This window comes from Gordonia sputi NBRC 100414, from assembly GCF_000248055.1.
In the GTDB taxonomy this organism is placed as follows: Bacteria; Actinomycetota; Actinomycetes; order Mycobacteriales; family Mycobacteriaceae; genus Gordonia; species Gordonia sputi.
The window spans coordinates 40,770-53,659 of record NZ_BAFC01000007.1; the positions used below are offsets into that span (position 1 = coordinate 40,770).

Sequence of the window (12,890 nt, forward strand, 5' to 3'; positions counted from 1 at the left end):
CACGGGGTCAGGTGTTGCCGGAATCCCGCCGCAGCCCGGGGTTACCGGTGGTGTCGGAGGCGCTGGTGGTGTCGGCGCTGACCGATACCCCGTTGCCGGCGTCCGTCGCCATGCCGTGGTCGTCGGCGTGGGCGGCCCGCTCGGAGTCACCATCGGCAATACCCGCGCCCGCCGCATCGGTGCCCTCATCAAAGGCCTGGTCGGCTTCGGGGTGATTGGCGTCGAACGACTTCGGCAGCTTGCGGAGTTGCTTGTTCATCGAGCGGATCAGCAGTGCCGTGCCGATGAGCAGAACCACGATCACCAGCAGACCGATCGGCGAGGCCTTGCCGAACTCGGGTCCCTGCGGTTGCTGTGCGGCCAACACCGCGATTGTCGAGAACGTCATGACGTCGCCTGCTCCCCAACCCCGACGGCTTCGTCGTCGAGCGATACACCTGTGAACAGGTCTGTTTCCGGAATCGCGGTGGTCACCCGCGTCTGTGCCAACTCATATTCCTCGGTGGGCCAGAGTCGCTGCTGCCACTCGAGCGGGACCGCGAAGAACATGCCGTTGGGGTCGATCTGCGTCGCGTGTGCACGCAACGCATCGTCACGCTGAGGGAAATACTCCGCGCATTCGACCTGAGTCGTCACGCGTCCCATCAGATCGCCGCGACTGGGATCCCACTTGGAGAGCCACTCGGCGAACGGACTCTCCTGGCCGTTCTTCTCGAACTCCTCGGAGAACAGCACCATGCGGTCGCGGATGAATCCATGCGTGTAGTACAGCTTCGACACCGTCCACGGTTCGCCCGCGTCGGGGAAAGCCGCCGGGTCGCCCGCGGCCTCGAACGCCGCCACCGACACCTTGTGGCACATGATGTGGTCGGGATGGGGATATCCACCGTGCTCGTCGTAGGTGATCATCACGTGCGGGCGGAACTCGCGGACGAGCGCGACGAGTTTCTCCGTCGGCACCTCGACGGGCAACGTCGCAAACGAGCCTTCCGGCAGTGGAGGCAGCGGGTCGCCTTCCGGCAGGCCAGAGTCGACGTAACCGAGCCACGTCTGCTCGACGCCGAGCGCAGCTGCGGCCTTCGCCATCTCCTCTTTGCGGACCTCGGTCATCCGCTCCTTGATGCCCGGACGATCCATCGCCGGGTTCAAGATGTCGCCGCGTTCGCCACCGGTGAGGGTCACGATGAGGACCTCGTTGCCCTCTGCGGCGTATTTGGCCGATGTGGCCGCACCCTTGCTCGACTCGTCGTCGGGATGGGCATGCACTGCCATGAGACGGTAGCCGCCCTGCGTGCGCGATTCGGTCACGGTTCCTCGCCTTCGGATACGTACTCCTCTCATGGTAGGTATTGACCCGTGAACAGTTCAGACGGGGGCACGCCGCAGGAACCCGACCTGCACAAACAACCGCGTAGCGGACCGCGTGCCACCTATCCCGTCGCACAGTCGGCGCGGAGTCGGCGCCTGTGGTTCATCGCATCGGCCGTCACCGTTGTCGTCGTCGGTGTGATCCTCGCCGCAATCGGCTACAACAAGTTCGCCGATCCCGATGTCAGCGGACAGGCAACCGGCTACGAGATTCTCGACAACTCGTCGGTCGCCGTCCTGTACACGGTCACCCGCAAGGATCCGACCCAGCCGGTGGCGTGCGTGGTCCGCGCCCGGGTCAAGGACGGCTCCGAGGCGGGGCGTCGTGAGGTTCTCGTACCGCCCGGCACCCAGCAGCAGGGACTACGCACCGTCGTCAAGACGTCCGGACCACCGGTCATCGGCGAAGTCTTCGGCTGCAGCACCGACGTGCCCGCCTATCTGACCTCCACCGCGTCGTGACAGACGAGCGCCCCGTGCCGACCTCGGCCACTCCCGACGGTGACGCCGGCGTTCGTGACGCGAGGGATGAGCACGTCAAGAAGGGGAAGCCGGACAAGGCGGTTTTCGCCCGTCTGAGCAGCCCGTACTTCCCCGCGTTGGTGGCACTGTTCATCGGCGTCATGCTCATCAGCAACATCACCGGCACCAAGGGTGTCGTGTTGTTCGACAGTTGGCTGCACCTCGACGTCGGCCCGATCCACATGAACGGCCTGGTCACCGACGGCGCGTTCTACCTGTTTCCGCTGGCATACGTCCTCGGCGACGTGATCAGCGAGGTCTACGGGTTCAGGGCGATGCGTCGAACGATCCTCGCGGGCTTCGCCGTCCTTCTGCTGGCCTCCCTGTGTTTCTGGGCAACCATCCACCTGCCGGCAGCCGACTTCTACGACGGCCAGGACGCGTTCACCCGCGTCGCCGGAGTGGTGCCCCAGTTCCTCCTCGCCGGGTTGGCCGGATACCTCGCAGGCGAGTTCCTCAACTCGTTCGTGCTCGTGAAAATGAAGCAACGCGCGGGCGAGAAGCGACTCTGGGCACGACTTCTCGGTTCGACCGTCGTCGGCGAATTCGCCGACACACTCGTCTTCTGTTCCATTGCCGCATCCGCACTGGGGATTTCGACCTGGGGCGACTTCATCAATTACACCGCCGTCGGATTCATTTGGAAAACGCTCGTCGAAATCCTCGTCATGCCGATCACCTACGGCGTGGTCGCCTGGCTGAAACGAGCCGAACCCAGCTACCAGCAGGCACTCGCCGAGGTCAACACGACCGACGTGTGATGTGCCACATCCGTCCGGATTTGGTATCCTGACTGAATACACGGCTCCGAGAGGGGTCGTGTTGCTGCATTTAGAGCAGGCCCACATGCCCTACCGCGTGTGACAAAACGAAACACGTGCGCGCATGAAGCATGCGGGCAGACCAAGCATTTAGAGCAGTCCATGTGTCCCGATTCGGGACAGTGCCCCGGTTCAGACATTGCCGGGGAGCGGACAACACAAAGGAGTGACCGATGACCGACACCCAGGTGACCTGGCTGACCCAGGAGTCGCACGACCGCCTCAAGAGCGAGCTCGACTCTCTGATCGCCAACCGTCCGGTCATTGCTGCCGAGATCAACGAGCGTCGCGAAGAGGGCGACCTCAAGGAGAACGGCGGCTACCACGCCGCACGCGAGGAACAGGGCCAGCAGGAAGCGCGTATCCGACAGCTCCAGGAGCTGCTCAACAACGCAAAAGTCGGCGAGGCCCCGACGCAGTCCGGCGTCGCATTGCCCGGTTCCGTCGTCACCGTCTACTACGACGGCGACAAGAGCGACGAAGAGACCTTCCTCATCGCCACCCGCGAAGAGGCCCAGGCAGGCAAACTCGAGACCTATTCACCGAGTTCGCCGCTCGGCTCCGCTCTGATCGACGCCAAGGTGGGCGACACCCGCGAGTACACCGTTCCCAGTGGCTCGGTGATCAAGGTGACGCTCGTCAAGGCCGAGCCGTATCACAGCTGACCCACTTCGGACCACAGCACGATTGAAAGGTTGCTGGGGGTTGCGGTTTCCGCAGCCCTCAGCAACCTTTCGTCGTATCTCACCGCGAGGTGATCAGTTCAGGCGCACCTTCACGCCACCCGAGAACATCGAGTCGTGCAGCTCGATGGTCGTCGGATTCGCATCCTTCGGCATGTCGAAGACAACCTTGGCGTTGACGGTGTTGCCGGGATTGATGTTGTCCCACACCGGAATGTCGGAACCGCCGAGAGCGATCTGCGCGGACGTGCTCGGTTCGAACGTGCGGCCCTGACCGTCGACGAGCTTCTGCTCCGACGGCGAGAAGCTCTGCGGCTTGTTGCTCGTGTTCTGCACCGTCATCGAGACGACGACGAACTGCCCCTGCGCCTGCTCGGTCAGGTAGGGATTGTCGCCGACGCTCGACAGACCCTTCTCCACTCCCGTCACGACGAACTCGAACTTGCCGTCGCGCACAGGAGTGTTGAGTCCTGCTGCCCCGCCGCCCTTCTCGGAGTCGGCGTTCTTACCGTCGCCGTTCTTCTGGTCGGCACCCTGCTGCGACGAGCCGGCCGACGTCGAGTTCGACGACGAATCCGAATCCGACCCGCCTCCGGACACCGCGACGATGATCACGATCAACACCACCAGCGCACCGAGGACCCACGGCCACTTGCGCCGCTTCTTGGGCGGCTGGTTGACGGGCTGACCGCCGGGAGCCTGAGGAGGAAAGCCGTACTGCGGCACCGCGTTCGGCGCTCCGGCGTACTGCCCGGCATCAGGCTGCGGGTACGCGTACTGGGGTGCACCGGACTGGGGCGCACCGGACTGGGGTGCGCCGGACTGGGGCGCACCCGACTGGGGAGCGCCCGACTGGGGAGCGCCCGACTGGGGCGCATTCGGGGGGTTCGTCATTGGTCTTCCTTCGTTCACGACGCCGTACGTTCGGCGACGAAGGGGACTCTATGGATCGAGTCCGACAAAAACGGCCTTGCGGTGCGTCGTCCGAACGAGTGAATCTGATGCCTCGCGGATTCACCGCGAGCCCTGACCCCGACCTGAGACGAGTTTGGCCAAAACGTCTCGTGCGGGTGTTTCGCGATGCTAAGACTCAGGTATGAAAACGCACATCACCCTGCGTCGAGTCGGGGCCTTCGCCGCTGCCGCGGCCGTCGGATTCCTCGCCTCGGTCTCGACACCTGTCCCCGCCGACGCGGCCCCCGCGCCGCTGGCGTACGTCAATCTCGGAGACAGCTACTCCGCGGGTTCAGGCGTATCCCCCACTGCGGCAGACAAACCCGGCAGTTGCACGCAGTCGAGCAACAACTTCGCGCACGTGATCGCGCGCCGCAACGGCTTCTCCCTCAACGACGTCAGTTGCGGTGGCGCACAGACGAAAGACTTCTTCACCCGCCAATATGCCGACGTCGCACCACAATTGCGCGCACTGCGCCCCGATACGCAACTCGTCACACTGATGATCGGAGGCAACGACGGCAACGTCTTCGCTGGCACCGTCGAAAAGTGTGTCGCAGCAGGCGTCGCCGCGGGATTCCGGGACACGCCATGCAAAGCTCAGTACGGCTCGACGATGACCCGCGAGATCCAGACCGCAACGTACCCGAAGATTGTGAACGCGCTCAAGGCAATTCGGGCGAAGTCGCCCGCAGCCCGGGTGGCGATCGTGAGCTACCCGCTCATCATGCCCGCGACCGCGCAGGCGTGTCCCGATCTGCCGGTTGCCGCGGGCGATCTGCCCTATGCGCACGGCATCCAGACCGCACTCAACGACGCCGTCAAGCGTGCCGCCGCGGCGACCGGGGTGACCTACGTCGACGCGACCACACCGTCGATCGGCCACGACAGCTGCAAGCCCGTCGGCGTCCGCTGGGTGGAACCGATCTTCGGCATCGTTCAGCCGGTCCCCGTGCACCCCAACGCACTTGGCGAGCGCGAGATGGCAGGCATCGTCAGTCGCGCCCTCGGCCTGGCTCGGTAGCGAGCCTGGAACCCACTACGCATATGTGTGTCGAATTGAAGGAGTTGGGTGCTGCAGCACCCAACTCCTTCGATAAGGTCCACATGTAGGTGTGGCGCAGCCGATCTCACGCAGCGTCGTCGCGCCTGATGGTCAGCGCGCCCGATTCCTCGGAAACCTGAATGTCGCTGCGCTCCAGCGTGACTCCGAGGCCGTCGAGCATCTGGAAAAGCGGCCTACCCGACGGCACGCTCGACATGTCGTCACCCGGTTCGACACTGTAGTTGGCCACCTCGGTCACCAGCGATAGTCGCCATGCCTCGCCGCGCAGCGGCTGCAGGTCGCGGCTGCGGGTCAACGGCTGCACCTCGAACGACCCGCATGTCGTCGTATCCTCCTTCGTGCACGCTCCCCCGAGCCCGATGTCGGCGAATTCGGCGTGCGACCACCACAGCACGGCGTCGACGTCGACGGTCGGCGTGATGAGCCCGTTGGGTAGCGGCCCCTCCGTCATACGGGTCAGTGGCTTCTCGAAGACGAGGAGCCCGGCGGTGCCCAGTTCGGGTAGTACGCGAATGCCCGCACCGCCGTCTGCGGACCGCGCCTCGCCGGTGACCGACTCGGGCACCCAGATCGGCGAGACCCTCGAAAGAACCTCGGCGGACGTATCGGCGCGGCCGAGGAGTCCGCGCAGCATCTTGTAGAGGTCGACGCTCTCGATGTAGTCCTCGGCGAGATCGGCGCATTCGTCCTCGGTGAGTGCGAGATCCCCGTCCCGGTACTGATCGAAGCGCGCCATCGCGTGGAGCATCCGCACGCCGACCGGGCGTATGTACGCCGCCCACTCCTCGGCCAGCCCGCGGAAGGCGTGGACCAGGGCGGCCTGAACGTCGGGCATGCCCGACGCCGCCCACGGAATCCGATTGAGCTGTCGTCGGGTAGCGGCGTGATACTCCCGATCACTGCCGGTGGTGCCGTTGCGCTTGCGGCCGACAGTTGGCTTGCGTGACTTGTGATTTCGTCTCCCCATGCGCTGCACGCTAAGCCTGATCACGCCGGGAGTCACCGCGCCCATCCACAGGCAACGCGCACATCACAACGGGTCACAGGTTATCCACAGCTCTGCCCCAGACCCTCGCTAACCTGCGCGTTCATCGTGTAGTCAGAGCATTCAACCATCCAAAGGAGGACGGACCATGAAGATGCACAAGCAGCCAATCCCCGACGTTCCGCTCGTCGTCCTCGACGACGACGCCCTCGTTTCCCATTACGCCAAGACCCTGTTCGACGAGGGCACGCCGGTTGCCGTGGTCAGCAGCAACTACTACGACGTCGTGCCGTTCATGTTGCGCAACAACGGCCACACCGTCGCGCTGGTCGCCGACGTCGACGACACGACACAGCTGGCGGAGGCGATCATGATCGTCGAACACCGCCTCGGACACGTCGCAGCGGTCATACGTTACGAAGCCGACCTGGCGACAGCGCCTCACCGCGACTCGACGCACTCCGCATCCGCGGCGTGACCTCTGCTGCCATCGCCGGCCACCGCAGATTCCGACACCGCAGATCAGACGCTGAAAACCATCGACGCCACCGCATGACAGATGACGTAAGGCCCACGACAGTCGCGTAGTACAGGCTTGATGCCATGACTACGACAACCACCACCACTGCGACGACGAGCGCGTCGAACCCCCTGGGGTCCGAACTTGCCATCGATGCACGCGGACTGGTCAAGCAATTCGGCTCGAACCGAGCCGTCGACGGGGTCGATCTGGCGGTCCCGACCGGTTCTGTGTACGGCGTCCTCGGCCCCAACGGAGCGGGCAAGACGACCACCGTCAGCATGCTGGCCACGCTCCTGCGACCCGACGCGGGCTCAGCCAAGATCTTCGGCTACGACGTCGTGCACGATTCGACGGCCGTCCGCTCGCTGGTCGGCGTCACCGGCCAGTACGCCTCGGTCGACGAAGACCTGACGGCGAGACAGAACCTCGTCGTCTTCGCGCTGCTGCTCGGCTTCTCGCGGAAGGCCGCCAAGGTCCGAGCCGACGAACTGCTCGACGAGTTCGCCCTCACCGAAGCCGCCGACCGCCCGCTCAAGGACTTCTCCGGCGGCATGCGTCGACGCCTCGACCTCGCGGCAAGCCTCATCGACACCCCACCCCTGCTGTTCCTCGACGAGCCGACCACCGGACTCGACCCGCGCACCCGCGCCCAGATGTGGGACACCATCCGCCGACTCGTCGCCGACGGCGCAACCGTGCTGCTGACAACCCAGTACCTCGACGAGGCGGACCAACTCGCCGATCGCATCGCGGTGATCGACCACGGTCGTGTCATCGCCGACGACACCGCCGACGCACTGAAGAACTCGGTGGGCGCGGCGACACTGCAACTCGCACCTCTGGAACGGTCCGACGCCCCGCGCGTCGCCGAGATCGTCGAACGCGTTCTGGGCGAGCCCGCGACGCTGTCGGCCGAAGCAGGCAGGATCTCCGCTCCACTGCATCGTCCGGATCTCGTACCAGACGTCCTGATCGCGATGCGCTCCGACGGCATCGCCGTCGACGAGATCAACGTCCAGAAACCGAGCCTCGACGAGGTGTTCCTCACCCTCACCGGCAAGCCTGCCGACCCTCAGGACCCCACCGACTCTCGAGACACAGCCCCCACCGACGACGCAGCCACGCAGCAGGAGGACCTCCGATGACCACCGCACTCCCCCGAGCCGCCACGCCCGCGGCCATCACCACCGGCGCCATCCGAGCACGGGCGAAACAGTCCGTCTCGCTTGCGGAGACCGCACGCCAGTCGCTGACCATGGCCTACCGCGGCGTGCTCAAACTCCGGCACAACCCCGAGCAACTGTTCGACGTGACCATCATGCCGATCATCTTCACGGTGATGTTCACCTACATCTTCGGCGGCGCCATCAGTGGCAACGTCTCGTCGTATCTCCCCGTCATCATCCCCGGCATCCTCGTCCAGACCGTGGTGATGAGCTCCATCGTGACCGGAACGCAGTTGCGTGAAGACATGGACAAGGGCGTCTTCGACCGATTCCGCTCGCTGCCGATCGCACGCATCAGTCCCCTGGCGGGAGCCTTGCTCGCCGACGTGATCCGCTACCTCATCGCGAGCATCATCACTGTCGTGATGGGCCTCATCATGGGCTGGCGTCCGAATGTCCTCGGCGTCATCGCGTCGGTTGTCCTGGTCATGGTGTGCAGCTTCGCCGTCTCCTGGATCTTCGCACTCATGGGTTGCATCATGAGCAAAGCCTCTGCCGTGCAGGGAATCTCGATGCTCGTCGTCTTCCCGTTGACCTTCATGTCGAACGCGTTTGTTCCCGTCGACACGATGCCGGGCTGGTTGCAGGCATTCGTGAACGTCAATCCGGTGAGCCACCTGGTCACCGCGGTGCGTGAGCTCACCGCGACGGGTCACGCCGGTATCCACGTGGTGTGGGCGCTCGCGGGCGCTGCGGTCATCACCGCGGTCTTCGCTCCGCTCGCCGTGCGCGCATACATGCGCAACGCCTGACCAGCACAACGCCTGACCCAACACACAACGACGGGCCTGCCACGCGGCAGGCCCGTCGCTCTGTGTGATCTCAGGCCCGGCGGGGCGCCTTCGACGCAAGCAGTTCGGCGAGTTCCTCGGTCGCGCGTCGGCGTGACATGCTCGGGATGTCGGCGGTGACGTCGTCCCACTCCTCCTGCGTCAGCTTCGACGCCCCGACCAGATCGGTCACGACGGCGTAGTACCCCGGATAGTCGACGCGAGCCTTCAATCGTTTGCCGAGCATCAGTAGCCGAGCGCCGTCGCGCCTGGTCTCGCTCCTGTCGCACAACACGCATCCCGCTGCGAGCGCGAGGTTCGCGGACTGAGGAATGTCGGTCCACCCACTCGGCGACAGGGTCTCGGCGACGCCCGCGGCGAGCACGGGCAACAGCGCACGTGCACGATCAAGCTGCTCCGTGCGCACCAGACCGATGGCGGCAACACCGATCAGCATCGCGGCCCCGGGATCCCGCGCCGCCATCGGATGCTCCCGCAACAGCAGGTCTTCCGCCCGGGCGAACATCGCAGCAGCATCAGCCAGATCTCCACGCGCGTAACGGAGTTCGCCGATTGCCAACATCATTCCGGCGAAAACCTCGGGAAACCCGCGCGGATCGGGGTCTTCGGGCGTCCAGCCGTCGGCGACGTGCACCAATTGTTCTTCTGCGGCGTCGAGTTGGTCCAGGTTGATCAGCGTCACCGCGAGGTAGCAGCGGGTCTGCATCTCGTCCTCGAAGGAACCGAGTCGCACCAGATCGGCGATTCCGCCCCGATAAAAGTCAACGGCGGCAGACCAATTCGCCTGCTGACTGTGAATTCCGCCGAGACTCACCTGAGACATCGCCGACATCCAGTGGTCACTCCCGAGCCGCGACCGCTTGCGCAGAGTCTCTCCGTCGCGTTCCGCCTTGTCCAGACGTCCGAGGTTCTCGGCAAGATTCATTCGTCCGCCGAGCGCTGTCGTCGCGACCCGCTCATCGGGACTCTGGGTGCCACGCACGATGTAGCGGATGGCTTCGGTCGTGCTCCGACTCAGCACGCACGCGGTCATCAGTTCGGTTGGCTCGAGATAGATCCGAGCGGGATTGTGCAGTCGTCGCAGGTAGTACCGCGCACGTGCGAGCTCTCGAAGGTCTTGGCGCAGCATCTGGTGCGTCATCGACGCGAGAACCGTTGCCTCCCAATCACGCCGCCGCTCATCGGAAAGATCGCGAGGAGGCGTCGGCAACACGTCGATCAGCCGCGACCCCCAGTTCATGATCTCCGCGTGCAGGCCACGCGCCATCCAGAACCCCGCGAGAATGGGAAAAATCCGCACCGCACAGTCGACGGCGTCGGCTACCTCTGCGTCGTCCTTCTCGCCGTGCGCGATCACCCCCGTACCGATCACCTCCGTGCAGTGGCGGAGCACCCAGACGAGGTTGTCGACGTCGGCGGCCACGCGGGTCATAAGCCCTGCATCGACACCGGACTCATAGCCGGCAACCGCCTCCGACGCAACGGATCTGGCCCACTCGCGCATCGCGGAGTTGACCTCCGACGACAGTCCCGGCTCCGCGGCGAGTTTCTCCTCGCCGAACTCGCGGACCATCTCCAGCATCCGATACCGCACCCGACCGTCGGCCTCGATCACGGTCAGCAACGACTGATTGACCAGCGAAGCGAGAGTGTCGTCGAGCCGAAACCCGCGATAGCCCAGCACGATTCCCGCCGCGTCAGCCGTGAACCCGGCCGGAAATCTGCAGAGCCGTCGCAGCGCCTCACGCGCATCGTCGTCGAGAAGGTCCCAACTCCAATCGATCACGGCCCGCAGCGTGCGATGCCGGTCCGGAGCGCTGCGGTCCGTCCCGCGAAGCAGTGCGAATCGCTCCGTCAACCGATCGGTGATCTCCTCGACCGTCATCGTGCGAATTCGGGCTGCCGCCAACTCGATTGCCAACGGTAGGCCGTCGAGGTGCCGGCACAGTTGCGCGACGGATTCGTGCGGCAGATCGGCGTCGGGCCGCACCGCGCGGGCACGGGTGACGAACAATTCGACCGCGGCGCCGTCGTCGGTGACGTCGAGCGTCGGTAACCCGAAGATCTGCTCGGCGGGCAGCATCAGCGGCGAACGGCTCGTGACGAGGATCTTCAACGACGAGTCGGCGGCGAGCAGATCGGCCACCAGGCGTGCACACCGCTCGATGACCTGCTCGCAGTTGTCCAGGATCAACAGCGCGTCCCGCCCACGTAGGGCGTCGATCAATCGGTCCTGCAGATCGCCGGTCGGCGCGATGCGGGGTCGGGCGTTGGTGCCGAGGTCCGACTCACCGACACCGAGCGTCGCGGCGATGGCGGGCACCACGTCGTCGTCGTTGCGGATCGGTGCGAGCGGCACGTAGTAGACCGACGATCCTTCGTCGACGAGGCGGTGTCCGACGCGGTTGGCTACCCGCGTCTTGCCCACTCCGCCCGGTCCCTGGATGGTGACGACGCGATTTGCCTTCAGCTGCTCGAGGATCGACGCGACGTCGCCCTCGCGTCCGATGAGGTCGCTCGTCTCCACCAGCAGACCCGCCTGCATGCTCGAGCGTCGCGGACTCGGAGCGGGTCGTCGAATATCGAGTTCGCCCTCGGCGAGAAGCGCGTTGTGGAACTCGGTGATCGTCGACCCGGGGTCGACGCCCAACTCTGTCGATAGCCGACGGCGCAGCGCGGCGTACACGGCGAGCGCGTCGGCGATACGTCCCTCGCCGGCAAGTGCACGCATCAGGTCAAGTGCTGCCGTTTCATCCAATGGATCACGTGCACACCGTTGTTCAGCGAGCTCCCGCGCCGTCGTGTAGTCGCCGGCGTTCATCGCAACCGCGCTGCGGGCACGGTTGAGCGCGTCCTCGACGTGTCCGGCTCGTGCCCGGATCTCGCCGATCAGCGGTGCGGCCTCGTCTCCGAGGTCGTCACCCGGCTCGCCCCGCCACCACGACGCGGCGTCGTCGAGCGCGGTTGCGGTGCCCTGCGCGATGAGGTCGTCGACGATCTCGATGTCGGTGCGGGCGCCGACCAGGCGATACCCGCTTCCCGACGCCTCGATGCGCCCGGCTCCGAGGACGCCACGCAGTCGCGAGATCTGGGTGTGCAGCGCCGCGCCGGGTGACCGTGGCGGATCGTCGCCCCACACATCGTCGATGAGCCGCTCAGCCGAACGGGTGCGTCCACCGGCCAGCGCCAGCGATGCCAACAACCTCTTGGCGCGGATACCCGGTACCGTCACCAGATCGTCCGGCGTCACCGGCGAATCCGGCGCCGCGGACACGCCTGCGGCGACGGGACCGAGCAGACCGATCACGGTTGTTGCGGGGGCGGACACTGTGCCAGATTAGCCCCCGCCGTACTCGGCACGAGTGCCCGCGCTGGACGTATCGCCGAAAGACTGTGCGGCGCCGTGCTTGAATGGCACGATGGCGCGCAGCTACGCACTCAACTCGTTCGATCTCGACTTCTTCGACACGGCACCGGTGAGCTATCGCATCGACGTCCACCTGCCGGTCACGCCCGAACGCGCGTGGGCAGAACTGACGCGCCAGCACACACTCGACTGGTGCCGGGCGATCAAAGGCATCGAGTTCACTTCGCCACCGCCGTACGGAGTGGGCACGACCCGTCGGGCCAAACTCGGTCTGGGCGTCGCACTCTCCGAGTACTTCTTCGACTGGGTCGAGGAGCCAGGAGAACACCACTACCGCAACGCATTTCGCGGAGAATCGGTGACCGTACCCGGCCTGTCGCGGTTCGGCGAACTGACCGAGGTCAGCAGCGCCGACGTCGGCTGCCGACTCGTGTGGCGCTTCGCTCTCGAACTCGCGACCGGAGCCAAGCCCGTCAGGCTGTTCAGTGCACCGACGGCGGCGTCGGTGTTCAAGACGGTCGAAACCGACACCCTGCGTCACTTCTCGACGCTGCGCCCACAGGTCTGATCCGACGCCGCTCGCC

General features: G+C 65.4%; 13 protein-coding genes. 8 read left to right on the top strand and 5 right to left on the bottom strand.

All coding sequences use genetic code 11. The annotated features are described in order from the left end of the window. Positions 1–7: 7 nt before the first annotated feature. Positions 8–388 (bottom strand): hypothetical protein, encoded by a 381-nt coding sequence (locus GOSPT_RS01325; protein ID WP_005202063.1) that lies wholly within the window; start codon positions 386–388, stop codon positions 8–10. Then, entirely contained in the window at positions 385–1,272 is an 888-nt protein-coding gene (gene mca / locus GOSPT_RS01330; protein ID WP_231895004.1) for a mycothiol conjugate amidase Mca, read from the bottom strand. Before mca ends, GOSPT_RS01325 begins: the two co-directional genes overlap by 4 nt. Positions 1,273–1,356: 84 nt before the next feature. On the opposite strand from mca, the gene GOSPT_RS01335 reads away from it, so the two are divergent. The 3 genes from GOSPT_RS01335 to greA all read left to right on the top strand — a co-directional run bounded on the left by GOSPT_RS01335 (position 1,357) and on the right by greA (position 3,376). Next, positions 1,357–1,830, top strand: a complete 474-nt coding sequence (locus GOSPT_RS01335; RefSeq protein WP_005202067.1) for a DUF4307 domain-containing protein — start codon at positions 1,357–1,359, stop codon at positions 1,828–1,830. Between the two features lie 113 nt (positions 1,831–1,943). Next, a complete protein-coding gene (locus GOSPT_RS01340) occupies positions 1,944–2,651 on the top strand; it encodes a queuosine precursor transporter (protein WP_051993719.1) in 708 nt (235 codons plus the stop codon). Between the two features lie 233 nt (positions 2,652–2,884). Beyond that, positions 2,885–3,376: a transcription elongation factor GreA gene (gene greA / locus GOSPT_RS01345; protein WP_005202069.1), complete on the top strand. Its 492-nt coding sequence runs from the start codon at positions 2,885–2,887 to the stop codon at positions 3,374–3,376. 93 nt (positions 3,377–3,469) lie between these two features. On the opposite strand, the gene GOSPT_RS01350 is transcribed toward greA, so the two are convergent. Then, positions 3,470–4,288 (bottom strand): DUF4352 domain-containing protein, encoded by an 819-nt coding sequence (locus GOSPT_RS01350; RefSeq protein WP_005202070.1) that lies wholly within the window; start codon positions 4,286–4,288, stop codon positions 3,470–3,472. A gap of 202 nt (positions 4,289–4,490) precedes the next feature. On the opposite strand from GOSPT_RS01350, the gene GOSPT_RS01355 reads away from it, so the two are divergent. Further along, positions 4,491–5,372 carry an SGNH/GDSL hydrolase family protein gene (locus tag GOSPT_RS01355; RefSeq protein ID WP_005202072.1) on the top strand — a complete coding sequence of 294 codons (882 nt, stop codon included), beginning with the start codon at positions 4,491–4,493 and terminating at the stop codon, positions 5,370–5,372. 106 nt (positions 5,373–5,478) lie between these two features. Here the strand turns inward: GOSPT_RS01355 and GOSPT_RS01360 are convergent, their stop codons facing one another. Next, a complete protein-coding gene (locus GOSPT_RS01360; RefSeq protein WP_231894755.1) occupies positions 5,479–6,381 on the bottom strand; it encodes a hypothetical protein in 903 nt (300 codons plus the stop codon). Positions 6,382–6,547: 166 nt separating this feature from the next. On the opposite strand from GOSPT_RS01360, the gene GOSPT_RS01365 reads away from it, so the two are divergent. The 3 genes from GOSPT_RS01365 to GOSPT_RS01375 all read left to right on the top strand — a co-directional run bounded on the left by GOSPT_RS01365 (position 6,548) and on the right by GOSPT_RS01375 (position 8,900). Then, positions 6,548–6,877, top strand: a complete 330-nt coding sequence (locus GOSPT_RS01365; protein WP_005202075.1) for a hypothetical protein — start codon at positions 6,548–6,550, stop codon at positions 6,875–6,877. Between the two features lie 125 nt (positions 6,878–7,002). Further along, positions 7,003–8,067: a daunorubicin resistance protein DrrA family ABC transporter ATP-binding protein gene (locus GOSPT_RS01370; RefSeq protein WP_005202076.1), complete on the top strand. Its 1,065-nt coding sequence runs from the start codon at positions 7,003–7,005 to the stop codon at positions 8,065–8,067. Further along, on the top strand, positions 8,064–8,900 hold the full coding sequence (locus tag GOSPT_RS01375; RefSeq protein WP_005202077.1) for an ABC transporter permease: 837 nt from the start codon (positions 8,064–8,066) through the stop codon (positions 8,898–8,900). The genes GOSPT_RS01370 and GOSPT_RS01375 overlap by 4 nt, the downstream gene beginning before the upstream one ends. Before the next feature lie 70 nt (positions 8,901–8,970). Here GOSPT_RS01375 and GOSPT_RS01380 read toward each other — a convergent pair whose 3' ends face one another. Continuing rightward, entirely contained in the window at positions 8,971–12,267 is a 3,297-nt protein-coding gene (locus GOSPT_RS01380) for an AfsR/SARP family transcriptional regulator (RefSeq protein ID WP_005202078.1), read from the bottom strand. 91 nt (positions 12,268–12,358) lie between these two features. On the opposite strand from GOSPT_RS01380, the gene GOSPT_RS01385 reads away from it, so the two are divergent. Further along, complete coding sequence (locus GOSPT_RS01385; protein ID WP_005202082.1) at positions 12,359–12,874, top strand: SRPBCC family protein; 516 nt, start codon at positions 12,359–12,361, stop codon at positions 12,872–12,874. Positions 12,875–12,890 lie beyond the last annotated feature (16 nt).